The 15,761-nt window shown below is 71.6% G+C and carries 13 protein-coding genes and 1 pseudogene; 4 read left to right on the forward strand and 10 right to left on the reverse strand.

The window, feature by feature from the left end; all coding sequences use genetic code 11:
• Positions 1-157: 157 nt before the first annotated feature.
• From ACZ4Z5_RS18360 to ACZ4Z5_RS18370, 3 genes and pseudogenes are all read right to left on the reverse strand, one after another.
• The gene (locus tag ACZ4Z5_RS18360) at positions 158-1,156 is read right to left on the reverse strand and encodes an RNA ligase family protein (protein WP_468263688.1); all 999 of its coding nucleotides are present in this window, start codon (positions 1,154-1,156) and stop codon (positions 158-160) included.
• Between the two features lie 185 nt (positions 1,157-1,341).
• Positions 1,342-3,057, reverse strand: coding sequence for an FG-GAP repeat domain-containing protein (locus tag ACZ4Z5_RS18365; RefSeq protein WP_468263691.1), 1,716 nt, complete (start codon positions 3,055-3,057; stop codon positions 1,342-1,344).
• 353 nt (positions 3,058-3,410) lie between these two features.
• Positions 3,411-3,583, reverse strand: a pseudogene (locus ACZ4Z5_RS18370) (SUMF1/EgtB/PvdO family nonheme iron enzyme); the annotation flags it as partial.
• A gap of 168 nt (positions 3,584-3,751) precedes the next feature.
• Here ACZ4Z5_RS18370 and ACZ4Z5_RS18375 point away from each other — a divergent pair.
• From ACZ4Z5_RS18375 to ACZ4Z5_RS18390, 4 genes are all read left to right on the forward strand, one after another.
• Positions 3,752-3,964 (forward strand): ferredoxin, encoded by a 213-nt coding sequence (locus ACZ4Z5_RS18375; protein ID WP_468263694.1) that lies wholly within the window; start codon positions 3,752-3,754, stop codon positions 3,962-3,964.
• A gap of 132 nt (positions 3,965-4,096) precedes the next feature.
• Complete coding sequence (locus ACZ4Z5_RS18380) at positions 4,097-6,421, forward strand: heavy metal translocating P-type ATPase (protein WP_468263696.1); 2,325 nt, start codon at positions 4,097-4,099, stop codon at positions 6,419-6,421.
• Positions 6,422-6,585: 164 nt separating this feature from the next.
• The gene (locus ACZ4Z5_RS18385; RefSeq protein WP_468263698.1) at positions 6,586-7,443 is read left to right on the forward strand and encodes an IS5 family transposase; all 858 of its coding nucleotides are present in this window, start codon (positions 6,586-6,588) and stop codon (positions 7,441-7,443) included.
• 61 nt (positions 7,444-7,504) lie between these two features.
• Positions 7,505-8,269, forward strand: a complete 765-nt coding sequence (locus tag ACZ4Z5_RS18390; protein ID WP_468263701.1) for a maleylpyruvate isomerase family mycothiol-dependent enzyme — start codon at positions 7,505-7,507, stop codon at positions 8,267-8,269.
• 670 nt (positions 8,270-8,939) lie between these two features.
• Here ACZ4Z5_RS18390 and ACZ4Z5_RS18395 read toward each other — a convergent pair.
• From ACZ4Z5_RS18395 to ACZ4Z5_RS18425, 7 genes are all read right to left on the reverse strand, one after another.
• On the reverse strand, positions 8,940-10,343 hold the full coding sequence (locus ACZ4Z5_RS18395; protein ID WP_468263704.1) for a Ni/Fe hydrogenase subunit alpha: 1,404 nt from the start codon (positions 10,341-10,343) through the stop codon (positions 8,940-8,942).
• Positions 10,340-11,125 (reverse strand): NADH-quinone oxidoreductase subunit B family protein, encoded by a 786-nt coding sequence (locus ACZ4Z5_RS18400; protein WP_468263706.1) that lies wholly within the window; start codon positions 11,123-11,125, stop codon positions 10,340-10,342. Before ACZ4Z5_RS18400 ends, ACZ4Z5_RS18395 begins: the two co-directional genes overlap by 4 nt.
• Position 11,126: 1 nt before the next feature.
• A complete protein-coding gene (locus ACZ4Z5_RS18405) occupies positions 11,127-11,933 on the reverse strand; it encodes an FAD/NAD(P)-binding protein (protein WP_468263709.1) in 807 nt (268 codons plus the stop codon).
• Positions 11,930-12,367 (reverse strand): cyclic nucleotide-binding domain-containing protein, encoded by a 438-nt coding sequence (locus ACZ4Z5_RS18410; protein WP_468263816.1) that lies wholly within the window; start codon positions 12,365-12,367, stop codon positions 11,930-11,932. Before ACZ4Z5_RS18410 ends, ACZ4Z5_RS18405 begins: the two co-directional genes overlap by 4 nt.
• Before the next feature lie 47 nt (positions 12,368-12,414).
• Positions 12,415-13,584, reverse strand: a complete 1,170-nt coding sequence (locus tag ACZ4Z5_RS18415; RefSeq protein WP_468263711.1) for a 4Fe-4S dicluster domain-containing protein — start codon at positions 13,582-13,584, stop codon at positions 12,415-12,417.
• A complete protein-coding gene (locus tag ACZ4Z5_RS18420) occupies positions 13,581-14,297 on the reverse strand; it encodes a hydrogenase maturation protease (protein ID WP_468263714.1) in 717 nt (238 codons plus the stop codon). The genes ACZ4Z5_RS18415 and ACZ4Z5_RS18420 overlap by 4 nt, the downstream gene beginning before the upstream one ends.
• A gap of 442 nt (positions 14,298-14,739) precedes the next feature.
• On the reverse strand, positions 14,740-15,387 hold the full coding sequence (locus ACZ4Z5_RS18425; RefSeq protein WP_468263718.1) for a DUF305 domain-containing protein: 648 nt from the start codon (positions 15,385-15,387) through the stop codon (positions 14,740-14,742).
• Between the last annotated feature and the right edge of the window lie 374 nt (positions 15,388-15,761).

The following is a 15,761-nucleotide window of genomic DNA, read 5'->3' on the forward strand; positions in this document are numbered from 1 at the left end:
GCTGTGTATCCGGCGGTGCCTACCGCCCGTAGCCTGGAGCAGGCGCCGGAAGCAGGCCGAGCAGTCGACTTCCTCGCCGTCCCGGAGGCGGGGGCTCGGCTCCTGCCGGCGAGCCCCTCCCCCATGGTGTCGTCTGCGCATGGGGACAGGCCTCGAGTCAGGCGCGGCACCGGTCGTCCGCGTCGAAACGCGCCAGTTCCAGGGCGCCCGGGCGCAGGACGTCACGCAGGGCTTCGCGGGTGCGGACGTCCAGGCCGCCCACGGCCTCGGCGGTCTCGTCCACGATGTCCGCGGCGATCTCGTCGGCCACGTCGTGCGCCGGGGCCTTCGGGCCGAGTTTACTCACCGCGGCCGCGGCGCGAGCCGGGGTGAGGAGGGGCGTGGCCCCGGCGACCAGCCAGCCGGGGACGCCGGCCGCACCTTCCAAGGGCGGGTGGTACGGACGGGAACCGTCGAAGCGCTCGTCCTCGGCGAAGGCCGGTTGTTTGATCTTGGCGACGGGCCGCGGCGTGCTGTCCGCCGTCCAGTCACCGGCGGGTTTGACGACCAGGCCTTCGGCGAGGTTGTCCTCCAGCGGCGGAAGGCCCAGCACGGCGGGCACCTGGGTGGGGAACACGGCCGGCAGCGCGTGAACCCTGGTCAGCGGCCCCCGGGCCAGCAGCGGGGCACACTCCAGACCCGCGGCCTCCGAGGCTTCGCGCAGGGCCCGGTCGGAGACCCAGCGGATCCCGGTGCCGACGTCGCCGACCGTCGCGTCGAACGGCAGCCAGGCCAGCCCGGGCGCATACCAGACGCCGGTCTGCACCGGTTCGGCCCCCGGCTCGGCGGGCACCTCGGGGTGCGGGTAACGGCCTCCTGCGAGCTCTCCGTACACGGTCACGGGCCCGGGACCGTAATCCCGGCGCAAACGGTCCGCCAGCCGTCCCGCGGCGACGGCGAGCCGGGGCCAGATCCGCCCGACGCCGAAGAAGTCGTCCAGCCCGCTCTCGCCCAGCATCACCCGCCGCTTGGCGGGATGCGCCTGCCCGTTCCCGTCGCACACGATCGCGAAGTTCGCACCATGCACCTTCTCGACCGCGACCCACTCCCGTACGCCGATGGCCTCGCCCGGACGGGCGCGGGAGTCGATCTTCGGATACGGGTTCCACTCGGGCATACAGCGATGATCGATCTCGCCCGTACGGGTCGGCAACTGCGTTTCGCTGCCGCCGAGCGCAGTGAAGGCAGCGCATTCCCTGTGCCGTCCGGCACCGGCCCGGCCCGATTCCGCCCTTCCCCGCCGCGGAGCAACGGAGACGGCCCGGGGCGGAACCCGGGCCGTCGCCGTCATGGAAGGGTATGTCAGAGCAGGGCGTTGTAGATGTTCCAGCCACTGCCGATCTTGACCCCGGTCGCGAAGGGAGCGGTGGCGCTGCCGGTGCCCCGGTAGAGCCACAGCACACCGCTGCCGTCCTGGGCGACGAGATCGGACCTGCGGTCGGAGGTCAGGTCCCCCGTGCCGGCCATCGACGTGAAGCCGCCCCACCCGGTACCGATCTTCACGCGGGCCGCCAGAGGGGTGGTGGCGCTGCCGGTGCCGCGGTACAGCCACAGGACCCCGGAGGCGTCGCGGGCCACCAGATCCGGTTTCCCGTCCGACGTGAGGTCCCCGGTGCCGGTCAGCGAGTTGAAGGCGGCCCAGCCACTGCCGACCTTGACACGCGCGGCGAAGGGAGCGGTGGCGCTGCCGGTGCCCCGGTAGAGCCACAGCACACCGCTGCCGTCCCGGGCGACGAGGTCGGCACGGCCGTCACCGGTGAGGTCCCCGACGCCGGTGAGCGAGTCGTAGACGTTCCAGCCACTGCCGACCTTGACACGCGCGGCGAGCGGCGGGTACGTGTCGCCGGTGGTGCGGTGGTACCAGAGGACGCCGGCCGTATCGCGTGCGACGACGCCGCCGCCGGTGTTCTGCACGGTGACCGGGGCGAGCTTGGCGAGCTTGTCGTAGGAGCCCCAGCCGGTGCCCGCCATCTCGCGCTCGTTCTTGAGCGGCGCGGTGGCCTTGCCGCTTCCGTAGTACTTCCAGAGCCTGCCGCTCGTGTCCCGGGCGAGCAGGGAGTGCCGCTCGGTGACCGGGCGGGTGCTGAGAAGCGTGAACGAGCTGCGTGCCGACGGGTTGCCCACGCCGTACTCGTAGACCTCGTAGTCCGCGAGGACGTCGAGCTTCCAGGCTTCGACACCGGAGCCGGCGGCCAGGGTGTAGGTGATGGTCGTGTCACCGGGGACGACAGCACAATGGATCATGGAGCTTCCGCTGACGACCCTGCCCGGGACGTGGTCGCATACGGCGCCGGGGCCGGCGGACACGGCGGCGACCCTCACGTCCAGCTCGCCCGGGTCCCACTGCCGTTGCCCCGCCGAGGCGACGAGATCCAGGTAGAGGTCGGCCGCGTCCACGGCGTGGACGGTGAGCGTGTGGGTCGCGGTGCCTCCGGGCGTGAGGCTCGGCGTCGAGAACGTCATGGTGTTCTTCGCGACGTGCTCGGCGGTCTTGACCGTGACCGTACCGGCCGCGTGCCGGCCGTCCGCCGGGGTGCTCCCCGCGGTCTGCGCCTGCTTGACCGCGGCGTCGAGGTCGGCTCCCGCAGGGGCGTAGGCCACTCCGTAGTGGGCGACGGTGAGGTCCGGCGTCCCTGCCGAGGACTTGACCCGGGGACCGGCGAAAGGTGACTCCCCGTTCACCGGGCAGAGGTACACCGACGGGACGCCGACGGCGCGGCTGCAATCGCCGTCGGTCTCGACGCTCATGCCGGCGGGCACCCCGGCCTGGGACCACGTCGGGTCGGTGAGGGGGCTCTTGCTCACGGCGTAGACGAGCGTCCCGTTGGGCGCGTCTCCCGCGTAGTACCTGGGATACAGATTGACCCAGCCCGTGCCCGGGGCGAGCGAGAGGCTGCTGTCGAGCTCGAAGGTGTAGTCGTCCTCCGCGAAGGCCGGGGCCGCGGTGAGGAGGGAACCGGCGACGAGTGCGGCCACCGTTCCCCCGGCGGCGGCCAGCCGTCCGAGTCGTCCGTGCATGCTTTCGTCCTCGCGTCGAAGGCGGCACGATGCTGCCGCGGCAACGCCCGGTCCTCGGCGATTCCCCCCGTGGCGCAGGCAGAACGTACTGCCCGGCCCGGTGAAGGGGGTGTGCGGTTTCCGAACTGTGACGACCTCAGAACACGGGCAGGACCAGCCCCGCCCCCCTCGGTGGCAGGACCACTCCCGCCCCCTCGGTGCGTTCACCGGCCGGCCTTCGGCCCGTCAGGAGGACGCCGGCCGACGGGAGACGTCGAACCCGGCGCCCTTTCGCGGTACTTCGCCCGCGCCCGCGCCGCCGAGTGGGCCGGGACGGCCCGTTCGCGCCTGTCGGCGGGGAGGGGGCTCGTCCGTCACGGTCGGCGTGCCGGAGTACGCGCGAGGCGGGATCCGACGTCGTCGACCCGGACCGTCGGGTGGCTGACGGCGCCGGGCGGAGGCGCGGCAGCTCCAGTGCTCGTCGAACCAGCCAACCACCGCGCAGCACCCGGTAGGTGGCGTAGCCCTCGGCGTCGTAGACGTCCCAGTATGTGGGCGCCTGCCGCCACCCCGACGGAGCCGCCCGCCTCGCCGCCTCCGCGCTGCGCACGTTCGCCGACGACGTCGACCACCGCGTCACCCACGGCCTCTGCCCAGCCGCCCTCCGAATTCCACGGCTCCCCGTACCGGGCGCCACTCCCCCGGAGACCTGGCGATGAGCCCTGCCAAGATCCTGTGCATCGACCGCATCGCCTGCACCGGACAGGGCCTGTGCAGGGAACCGCTGCCCGAACTGATCGGCCTCGACGAATGGGGCTACTCCATCGTCAAGGACCTTTCCGTCCCCGACCACCTGCGCACCCACGCCCGGCGGGCCGCCGCGGCCTGCCCCCTCCTGGCGCTCCACCTCGACGCCGGCCGGACGTGACGGGCGTGCGTCGGCCCCTGCCGTCCGGCCCGGCAGGAGGGCCGGACGGCCCCTGCCGCCGAGGCCACTGCCACGATGGGATGAAGAGGACCGAGCCCCGCGGTCGCCGCACCGCACGGATCGAGGTGCGCCATGAACCCCACCGCAACGCGGATGCGCCGCATCACCACAGCGATCACCTCCGTACGGCTCGAACCGGTCCTCCTGGCCGTCACCGCGGCGGCGCTGACCGGCGGCGGCATTGCCTGGCTCGTCGGCGCGCAGGAGCTGTCGGACCTGTTCTGGGCTCTGGGCACCGTCGCCGCCATCGTGCCCGCGGTGGTGTGGGTGCTCGCCGCGCTGCGGCGCGGACACGCGGGAGTGGACCTGATCGCCGTGCTCGCGCTGGGCGGCACGCTGGCCGTGGGCGAGTACCTGGCCGGTGCCCTGATCGCCCTCATGCTCGCCACCGGCCGCACGCTCGAAGCCGCGGCCCAGCGGCGCGCCTCGCACGACCTGCGCGCCCTGCTGGAGCACGCGCCGCGCTCGGCGCGCCGCCGCACAGACGCCGGGGTGCTCACGGTGCCGCTGGCCGAGGTCGCTGTCGGTGATCTGCTCGTCGTCGGCCCCGGTGAGGTCGTACCCGTCGACGGCCGTGTGGAGAGCGCGGCCGCCGTCCTGGACGAGTCGGTACTCACCGGTGAGTCTCTCCAGGCCGAGCGGCCCCGGGGCGAGACGGTCCGCAGCGGTGTGGTCAACGCGGGCGGCGCCTTCGAACTGCGGGCCACCGCCACCGAGCAGGACAGCACGTACGCCGGGATCGTGCGCCTGGCACGCCAGGCCGGGGCCGAGTCCGCGCCGGTCGTGCGGCTGACCGACCGGTACGCGGCCTGGTTCCTGCCCCTGTCCCTCGCGGTGGCGGGGCTGGCCTGGCTGATCAGCGGCTCCGCGGTACGCGCGGTCGCCGTCCTCGTCGTCGCCACGCCCTGCCCTCTGCTGCTGGCCGCCCCGGTCGCTGTCGTCTCGGGTCTCTCCCGCGCCTCCCGCCTCGGCGTGGTCATCCGCGATGGTGGAGCGCTGGAGAACCTCGGCCGCGCCCGTACCCTCCTGCTCGACAAGACCGGCACCCTCACCCGCGGCCGACCCCGCGTCCTCGACGTCACCGCCGCACCCGGCACCGCACCCTCGGAAGTCCTGCGTCTGGCGGCCTCACTCGACCAGTACTCGCCGCACGTCCTGGCACAGGCCATCGTCGACACCGCCCGGGAACGCGGCCTTGAACTCTCGGTCCCGACGGACGTCTCCGAGGAGCCCGGAGAGGGCGCCACCGGCAGCGTGAACGGGCACCGGGTCGCCATCGGCCGCCTCGGTACCGACGACGCGCGGCCCCCATGGGCCAAGGCGGTCGACAACCGGGCGCTCCTCGACGGCGCGGCCGTGGCCTGGCTCACCGTCGACGGACACCTCTCCGGTGCGGTCCTGCTGCGCGACCCGCTGCGGCACGACGCCCCGCGCGCCCTGCGCCACCTGCGTGCGGCCGGCATCCAACGGCTCCTGATGCTCACCGGCGACCGCGCCGCACCCGCCCACGAGGTCGCCGCCGTCCTCGGCCTCGACGGCGTGCTCGCCGAACTGAGCCCGGCCGGTAAGGTCACCGCCGTACGCGACGAGCGTGCGCGCGCGGTCACCGTGATGGTCGGCGACGGCGTCAACGACGCCCCCGCCCTCGCCGCCGCCGACGTCGGCGTCGCCATGGGCGCCCGGGGTTCCACGGCTTCCTCGGAAGCCGCCGACATCGTCCTGACCACCGACCGCGTCGACCGCCTCGCCGACGCCGTCACCGTCGCCCAGCGCGCCCGTCGCATCGCCGTGCAGAGCGCCCTCGGCGGCATGGTCATGTCGCTGGCAGCCATGGCGGCGGCAGCCGCCGGTCTGCTCCCGCCCGCCGTCGGCGCGCTGCTCCAGGAAGGCATCGACGTCGCCGTGATCCTCAACGCCCTGCGCGCCCTGCGCGTCGACCAGGCTGCGCGTCCGGCCCTCACCCCCGCCGCCGAAGCCCTCATCCACCGCTTCGCGGCCGAACATGACGACCTGAGGCACGTCCTCGACTCCGTACGCGACGCCGCCGACCGCCTCTCCGACACTCCCGGCCCGACCGCCCTGACGGCCGTGGAGGAAACACACCGGCTGCTGACCGAAAGGCTCCTGCCCCACGAATACGCCGAAGAGCACCAGCTCTACCCGGCGCTGGCCCCCACCCTCGGGGGACCCGAGGCCACCGCCACCATGAGCCGCGCACACACCGAGATCGAACGACTCTCCCGCCGCATCGCCACCCACCTCCAACTCGCCCGCACAAGCGGCGGCCTGGCCCCCGAACAACTCGACGACCTGCGCTCCTGCCTCTACGGCCTGAACACCGTCCTCCGCTTGCACTTCACCCAGGAAGAGGAAAACTACTTCTCCCTCGCGCCGTGAAGCGACGGCGGTCCGCTGGCGGATGTCCGCCGGCGGACCGCCGTCCCGTCGCGTGTCACGCGAGCACGGCAATAGGTGTCGGCGAGGTCGGCCCGGGCGGCAGAACGGGCACGGGTCCACGTGATCATGGAGTTGTCTACGCTCAGTGATCACGAAGGACAGCCGTGCCCGCGCTGCCGTCTTGTCTGCTCGAACCCCTCTGGGACCAGTTCGCCGCACTCCTACCCACACGGCCGGAGTTCGCCGCGGGGCACCCGTTCGGCTGCCACTGCCACCGCCGCAGAATCCCCGACCGGACCGTGTTCGAACACGTGGTGCTCGCGCTGGTCCACGGCTCGGGTTACGAGCGCCTGTCCAGTCCCGGATGCTCCGACCGCACCATCCGCCGACGGCTCAAAGAGTGGGCCGCGCAAGGCATTTCCGAGGCCGTCCACGCCATCGCGCTCCAGGCGTACGACCGCATGATCGGCCTGGAGCTGTCCGAGATATCCGTCGACGGCTGCATCACCAAGGCCCCGTGCGGCGGCGAGTGCGCAGGCCGGTCCCCGGTCGACCGCGGGAGGCAGGGCCTGAAGCGCTCGCTCGCCTCCGACGCGTGCGGCGTCCCGATCGGCCTGGTCGCCGCAGGGGCCAACCGCCACGACTCGCCTCTCCTCGGCCCGACCCTCGAAGCGGCCATCGGACAGGTGGGACCCTTGCCCGAGGATGTGAACGTCAACCTCGACCGGGGCTACGACAACGACAAGTCCCGCACTCTGCTCCGGGAGGTGGGCTTCACCGGTGAGATCGCCCGCAAGGGTGTACCCGCCCCGATCCAGGCCGGTAAGCGGTGGACCGTGGAACGGACGCACTCGTGGAAGAACGGCTACGGCAAGCTCCGGCGCTGCACCGAGAGGAACCGCGCGGTCGTCGAGTTCTACCTCCACCTCGCCGCGACTCTCGTCACGCTCCGCATGCTCATCCGACGCTCGACGAGCCGCTACCGCTGGGACGGCCGCCCCACCACCCGGCGCCTCAAGTGATCCATCTGTTGGTCGGTCTTGATCGAGTGCGAGAGTCCGGTCCGGGTGATACAAGGTCCGGGTGACTGATCATCTCTACTTCCCCACCCTGCTGCGGATGATTGACGAGCGTTCCACCGCGTTCCGCGCCGCCGTCGCCGCGGCCCCCAGCCTCGACGCCGACGTCCCGTCCTGCCCGGGCTGGACGCTGTACGACCTGGCGAACCACCTCAGTGAGGGGGACCGCTTCTGGGCCCACATCGTGCTGAACACCGCGCCGGGCGACGAGCGGCCGAGCAAGGACGGCCTGGCGGCGCCCAGGGAGCGCGAGGCCCTCATAACCTGGCTGGCCGACTCGACGGAGCAGCTGCTCACTGCTCTGCGCGAGGCCGGCCCGGACCGGGGCTGCTGGGCCTGGTGGGAGCCGCTGGCCTCGCCGCACACGGTGGCCGCCGTGGCCCGCCGCCGCGTCCCGGAATCGCTGATCCACACCTACGACGCCCAGCTGGCCTCCGGTACCCCGCAGGAGCTGCCGACGACCGAGGCGGTCGACGCCATCGAGGAGTTCCTCGCCACCGTCTGCACCGGCACAGTCCCGTGGCCGGGCGAGCCCGCCACCATGGACTACCACGCAGCCGAGGCCGGCTCCTGGCGCCAGACAGTGGACGCCGCCGGTTCCCGCTTCACCCGCCTCACCGCGGCGGAGGCCGCCGAGAGCAAGCCCACCGCCGCCATCTACGGCACGGCAAGCGAGATGGCCCTGCTCATGTACATGCGCATCCCGGCCGGCTCGCTGCGGATCGAGGGCGACGCCGACCTGCTCCAGCAGCTGCAGGACTGGGGCTGAGGCCGACCTAGTGCTGGGAGCCGCGGCCAGTGTCGTCCTCGGACGGGGGCGTCGCCGACGCCGGCCCCAGAATCAGCCCTTGTCGCCCAGACGCGGAGACGCTCGTACGAGAAGTCCTCGAACGCCTCCGCCGCACCTACGACCTTCCCGCCGGTCCGGTCCCTGAGGGAGCACCCCTCACACGCGTCCAGCACACCCGGATCTCCGAAGACTCCCGCTTCGGGGACTTCGACAAGGAGCGCACGGGCCATCTTGCAGGCCCGGTCCGGAAAGGGAGCGATCCCGCACGCATCGAGACGCTCGACGAACTGGTGGCAATGAGACTGCCACGCGAGCGCAGTGCAACGAACCGGACGGTACGCAGGATACGGGCGCCGAGGCGGGCCTCACCCGCACAGGGGTGGGGTGTTGGCGGCGCGGCAGGACCTGGCGCCTCCTGTCGGCGATGACCCCGCGCCCCACGCGCGGCCGCCGCATGGAGCGGGAACCGAGCGCGTGGCGACCCCGTTCACGGGCCGCCCGGGCGGCGGTGGCGGCGGAAAGCCGACACGGCTGGGGGCGTCGTCGTCGGCACGGGAGAGATCTCGCTCCGCGCGGCAGATGGCCGCGAGCATGGCGGCGCGGTCGCCGTCGGCAGCGAGGTGGAGGTCAGAACCGCCAGGAGCGGTGCCTACGACCCGTCGGGCTCGGCCATGGTTATGCCCGGGGCCCGCACGATGTCCAGATCCAGGAAGTGGGCCGCGCACGAGATACAGGGGTCGTGGTTGCGGATGGCCCGCTCGCACAGCTCGGTGAGCTCGGTATCGGAGTCCTCTCCGCGGTCGAGCGCGGCCTGGACAAGCCGGTGCAGGTCCTGCTCGATGGCGCCTTGGTTCTGGGCAGTCGGCGGAACGATACGGGCGTCGGTCACACGGCCTTCTGCATCGAACGCGTACCGGTGGTAGAGCAGGCCTCGCGGCGCCTCCGTGGCACCGTGCCCGACGCCGGCCCCGGCGGGCACCTGCACGTGAGGACGGGGCGGTCGCTCATAGGCCGCGACGATCCGGAGAGCCTCCTCCACGGCGTAGACGACCTCCACCGCGCGGACGAGGATGCTCCGGTAGGGATTCCTGCAGGCCTCGCCCCGCCCGGCGTGTTTCGCGCCCGTCGGCTGCGGGGGGTCACCGAGTCCGGCCTCCCTGGCTGCTTCCAGGGCCAGTGGGGAGAGAAGGTGGCCGCTGACGGCGTAGCGGGCGAGAGATCCAGTGAGGTGTGTTCGGCCGTCCAGGCAGGAGTGGAGGGCGGTGGAGTGGGGGACCTGATCCTCGACCACGTGGTCGAGGAAGGCACGGAGGGGGAAGCTGCGCGGGGTGCCCGCGTCGTCGTAGGGGACCACGGTGGGTACACCGGAGTCGATGGCGTAGGTGCCGGGCTCGGCCAGGGCGAGGAGGTCGGCTCGGCACTCGGCGTCGGGGAAGTCGAATCCCGCGACCCAGCGCACGGTGTCCCAGGCGTCGTCGAGCGCGATGCGCAACCGTTCCTCGAGAGGGCGGAGTTCGGCGCGGGTCGGGGTGCGGTGGAAGCCGCCGAGACGGACGTTGACAGGGTGAATCGCGCGCCCCCCGAGCAGTTCGATGACGGCATTGCCGGTCTGCTTCAAGCGCAGTCCGCGCTCGACGTGCGCCCGGTGCGTGCGGGACACCGCGATGACGTCGTCGAGGCCGAGGAAGTCGGGGGCGTGCAGCATGTGGATGTGCAGGGTCTGACTCTCGATCCACTCGCCGCAGTACAGCAGGCGGCGCAGGGCGGCGAGTTGTCCGTCGACGACGGCGCCGCACGCGTCCTCGACGGCGCGGCAGGCGCTCAACTGGTAGGCGACCGGGCAGATGCCGCAGACGCGTGAGGTGAGATCGGGGGGCTCGGTGTGGGCTCGGCCCCGGAGGAAGGCCTCGAAGAACCGCGGCGGCTCGTAGATGCTGAGCCGGGCCTCGGTGACGGTGTCGGCGTGGATCCGCACGTGCAGCGCGGTCTCACCCTCGACACGGGTCAGCGCGGGGATGCGCAGGACCCTGGACCGGGTCGCGGGCTCGCTCATCCGGGTCCTTTCTCCTCCACGGCGCTGAAGGCGGTGACGTTGAAGGTGTGCAGGAACCTGCCGATGTCCTCGTCGCTCATCCCGTCGCGGTGCATGAGCGGGACGAGCGCGGGCAGGTTCGTGGTTCCTGCCGGTCCGAAGCAGCCGTAGCAGCCGCGTCCGTAGGTCGGGCACAGGGCTCCGCAGCCGGCGTGGGTGACGGGGCCGAGGCATGGAGTGCCGTGGGCGACGGTGACGCAGACGTTGCCGCGCCGTTTGCAGGAGAAACAGACGGAATGGTTCGGGATGTCGGGCTTCCGCCCGGCGAGGAAGGCCGTGATGACCTCCACGAGCTGGCCGCGGTCGATGGGACAGCCGCGCAGTTCGAAGTCGACGGGTACGTGCGCGGAGATGGGCGTGGAGGTTGCGAGCGTTCGGATGTAGTCGGGCCGGGCGTAGACGGTTGCCAGGTAGTCCTCGACGTCGGCGTGGTTGCGCAGCGCCTGGACGCCTCCTGCTGTGGCGCAGGCGCCGATGGTGACGAGGTGCCGGGAATCTGCACGGAGCTGCCGGATGCGTTCCGCGTCGGCGGGGGTGCTCACAGACCCCTCGACGAGCGACAGGTCGTAGGGCCCGGGCGCTTCGGCGCTGGACGCCTCCAGGAAATAGGCGATCTCCAGCTCGGCAGCGATACCAAGGAGTTCTTCCTCGCAGTCGAGGAGTGTGAGCTGGCAGCCGTCGCACGAGGCGAATTTGAACACGCCGAGCCGTGGGCGGGCCGGCAGTGCGGTTCGGGTGCTCATGTCACAGCTCCCGTACGGCGAGCAGGGGCTCGGCCTGGTCGTAGCCGACCACGGAGCCGTCCCGGCAAAGGAGGAGGGGTCCCAGCTGGCAGTGACCGCAGTGGCCGGTTGCGCAGCGCATGTTGCGTTCGAGCGCGACCCGGATGCGGTGGGGGCGCACGCCGTGGTGGATCAGCGCGCGGGCGGTCGCGCGGATCATGACTTCGGGCCCGCAGACGAATGCGGTGGTGTCCGCCGGGGTGAACCTGGCTTCGCCGAGCAGGGTGGTGACCACGCCGACCCGGCCGGTCCAGTCGTCGGTGGGCCGGTCGACCGTGACGGCGCCGAACGGTCTGCCCCAGGCCGGGAACTCGTCCTGGTACAGCAGGTCTTCGGGGGTCCGGGCGCCCGCGAGGACGTTCAGCCGCCCGTACGCGTGCGGCTCGGCCAGGATGACGTCGATCAATGGGCGCAACGGAGCGAGTCCGATGCCCCCGGCGATGGCGAGCACATCGTGGCTGCGTGCGGCTGCCGCATCCCAGCTGGTGCCGAAAGGGCCGCGCACCCCGACCGACGCGCCGACTCCCAGTTCGCACAAGGCACGCGAGACAGCTCCGACCGCGCGTACCGTGTGCGTCAGCCGATGCCGGTCGGGAAGCCGGGACACGGACACCGGGATCTCGCCGACATCGAACGCGTACACCATTGCGAACTGACCTGGCGTGAAGGGGTTCAGCGGCTCGCCGTCCGGGGCCAGCGTGATCGTCACGGTGTCGCGGGACTCCTCCAGGCGGTCCACCACTCGGTAGGGACGTGGAGTGAGGGTCATGCCGTCCCCTTCTCCTGGAGACCGTACAGATCCAGCAGCCGGGTGCGGGTTGCTCTGAGACGGTCCCCGACGGTGTCGACGACAAGAATGACCAGAGCCAGGCCGAACGCCGGGTGTTCGGCGCAAAGGTCGCGTACCGCGGCGGCGTCGAACTCCCACGCTCGGACAGGGCCCCGGGACTCGGCCCCCAGGTGCCACTTCCGCGGCGGGCACAGCCACGACCAGCCGAGCAGGTCGCCGCCGCCGATCGTCTCGACAGTGGCGGGCCCGCGACCGGGCACCTGGACATCGAGCGCCACGGTGCCCGAGCGAATGATCCAGAAGCGGTCGGCCTCCCCGCCCTCCTCGAAGATCCGTGTGGATCCGGGGAAGGAGACGCCGCGGGCGAGGGACATCAACTGCTCGCGGTGTTCCGTGGGCAGGGCGGCGAGCATCTGCCGGCCGGGAGGACCGTCCGGCTGCAGGTGGGCGGCGCCTGGGCTCACTGCGGAATCTCCTGCTGCTCGGCCTCCCGGTGCAGGGCGTGGGCTTCCTCGGTGAGGTCGATTCCGGTGGGGCACCAGACGATACAGCGGCCGCAGCCGACGCAGCCTGAGCTGTCGAACTGGTCGTGCCAGGTGCCCAGCTTGTGGGTGAGCCACTGGCGGTAGCGGCTGCGCGGGGTGGCCCGGACCGGGCCTCCTTGGAGCAGCGAGAAATCCAGGTCGTAGCAGGAGTCCCAGCGGCGCCAGCGTTCGGCGTGGTCACCGGTCAGGTCGGTGACGTCCTCGGTGGTGGTGCAGAAGCAGGTGGGGCAGACCATGGTGCAGTTGCCGCAGCTCAGACACCGGGCTGTGACATCGTCCCAGCGTTCCGCCTCCAGGGTGTCGCGCATCAGCGCGCGCAGGTCCACCAACGGCATGGACCGCCCCATGTGGTCGGCGGCCTCGCCCACGGCCCGGGCGGCAGCCGTTCGAGTGGGCTCGTCGGCGCCGCGGTGCGGGACTTCCGCGAGTACCGCGGCCCCCTCCTCGGTGCCGCTCCGGCACAGGAAGCGGTGGCCGGCGGCGTCCGCGACCTCGGTGAGCGCGAGATCGTATCCGGCGTCCGCGGCCGGTCCTGTCCCCATGGACACGCAGAAGCAGGTCGCACCCGGCTCGGTGCACTCGACCGCGATCAGGAAGGCGCCCGTCCGCCGGGAGTGGTAGGCGGGATCCCGGTAGCGGCCGCCGACCATCACACGGTCCAGGATCTGAATGGCCCGCAGATCGCAGGGTCGCACGCCGAGGAACGCGTACGAGATGCTCTTCGGTCTTTCCTCCCGCACGGTCAGCCCGCCGTCGGAACGGCGGTCGGCGGTCCACTGACGGACACGTTCGGGGTGCAGGAACGACTTCCACGACTGGGGCCCCGCACTGTGCGCGAATACGGCCTCGTCTGCACGTCGGCGGAGCCGGTACCGCCCCGCCTCCAGCTCGACCCCCCACCCATGGGGCAGCGCTTCAGCCGAGTCCAGCTCGTCAAGCACGATCGCACCGTCGCGCACGGTCGGGCCGATCACCGTACGGCCGCGGCGCTGCAGGACACGCACCAGCGCTCCCAGACCATCGCGGTCGAGAACCGCCTCGGTCCGGCCGCTGGGGACCGCGTAGGCGTCTTGAGGGTCGGTCATCCTCTGCCCTTCGGTCCCCGCGTTCCAAGGCCTGCGGCGGACGGGAAGCGGCCGCCATGGTTCACCGCACGACGGCCGTACGGTGGGCAATCGGTCACGGACAGCGTGTCAGGTCCGCGGGTTGAAGTCCCCGTAGCCAGTGGGGTGTGTCCTTCCGGGCCTGCCGGTCCGGAGGTGATTCGGCCTGCGGTCGGCAGTCCTTGTGCGGACGCCCGGCTGTGCGCCTCGACATCATGCTCGATCCGCCTGGCCACGCCGGGCACCGCGCACGCCACCGCCCGAGTGAGCCCGATGCCCGGTGACCGGTCCGCTCCCTCCACCGCGTACACGACGACGCGGCCAGGACAGCGCCCGAGACTCTCGGAGAGGCGCAACGCCTCGACGAGGCCGAACCCGTGTGTGCTGTGTCTTCCCGGAGCGGCCGAGCACAGGGAGTCGTCCGAGGACACGGACCACCGGTGTGTTCGGCCCGGATGCGACGCCGAACGGGGGAAACACGCATCGATGACGACTGTGAGCCCGGTGTTCTCCCAGAGCGCGATCAGTCGACCGGGGTCTCCGTCGGACTGTGCGAGAAGGGTGCCCGGAGGGAGCGCTTGCTGCGCGGCGCGGTCCCTCAGCAGCGCGACAACGGCCCATCCCACCGCGTCGTCGCGCCGGAACTCGTTGCCGATCCCGATGACGGCCGCGCGCGCGAACGGGTTCATTGACATGCTTCCTCACGCCCGACGAATCCGCCGCGGCTGATTCGTCGCGAGCCCCTGAGGTCGGGCCGGCGTCTGCACGACCGCGTGCCGGAGAACAGTGGTCTGCTCCGGCCATCGTCGGTGGCATGAGCGACCAGGCGCCGCATTGACACGCCTGCCGCGTTCGCGGCCGCGGAACAGGGCTGGACTCGACTGTCGCACCAACGAATGGAGTCCGAGGGCGTCCATGGGAGATCGACCCGGAGGACCTGCCCAGGTCTCCCCCTGCTTGACCGAACACATCCAGCGGTTCTGCGCATACTCCACCCACGAGCTCGGCATCCGGCCGGAGAGTACGACCCGAACCGGACGTGGATTTCACCCCATTGCGCGAGCGGGACCTGACCGCGGCTGGTTTGGGCGGCAGCCTGAACCGACCTCGGCCGGGTCGGCATCCGGCCGGTCGGCGCTACTTGCCACCCGGTTCGGCGGCCGAAGCAGCTGCCGCCAGCATCCTCTCCATCCGGGTGATCTCAGCAGTCTGAGCAGCGGCGATCTCTTCGGCGAGCTTCTTGGCGGGCTCGTGCGCTCCTTCTTTCTGCTCCGTCCCGGCCACATCGATCGCGCCCCTGTGGTGCATGATCATCATGGTCGTGAACATGGTGTCGAAGGCCTTGCCGGCGGCACCGTCGAGGTCCTCCATCCGCATGTGCTGCATCATCTTGGCCATGGACGAGCCGTCCGTCCCGTGCCCCGTGTCCATGCCCTGGGGTGGCTTCTCGCCCCAGGTCTTCAGCCAGCCGGACATGGTCTCGATCTCCGACTGCTGCGCCTTCTTGATCTCCGCGGCCAGCGCTTTGACCGCGCTGGAGGCACCGTGGCTCGTGGCCATGTCGCACAGGGCGATGGCCATGCGATGGTGCATGATCATGTGCTGCGCGAACGTCACGTCCGTCTTGTTGTGATGGCGCGCCGCCATCTCGGCCGAGGCGCCGGCGCCGCCGGGTGTGTCCGTCCTGCCGGTGCCCGCGCCGCCGCACGCGGTCAGCGCAAGAGCAGCCGTCACCGCGGAGACGGTCAGAGCGGCACGGCGGCGTACCAAGAACGTTGCCTTCATGTCGGTGACACTCCCGGCTGTTCGAAAGACATCAGGGGTTGAATCCGACGACTGGACGAGTTCGTCCGGGGCGCCGGTACGGCCACCCAAGCACGCATACGGCGACCGCGCTGTCTGCAGGCAGCGAACGGGTGATGTCGGGCCCACGACACGGCTCCGGCCCGCAGAACGGCCCGGGGCGCACGCGGGGTTTTTCGTGGTGACCTCTTCGGAGACGGGGTTGCCGCCCATCCGCTTCTCGCGGGTCCCGATCGTCCGGTGAACGCCTGAGCCGCTTCTCCGGATCCACCTCGCGGGCCTCCTGCACCCTGCCCGGCCGGTCACCAGGGCCCAACAGTCCACTCGGGGTCCCGAACGGCCCTGTCCACGAAGGA

The organism is Streptomyces sp. NPDC030222 (assembly GCF_055573115.1).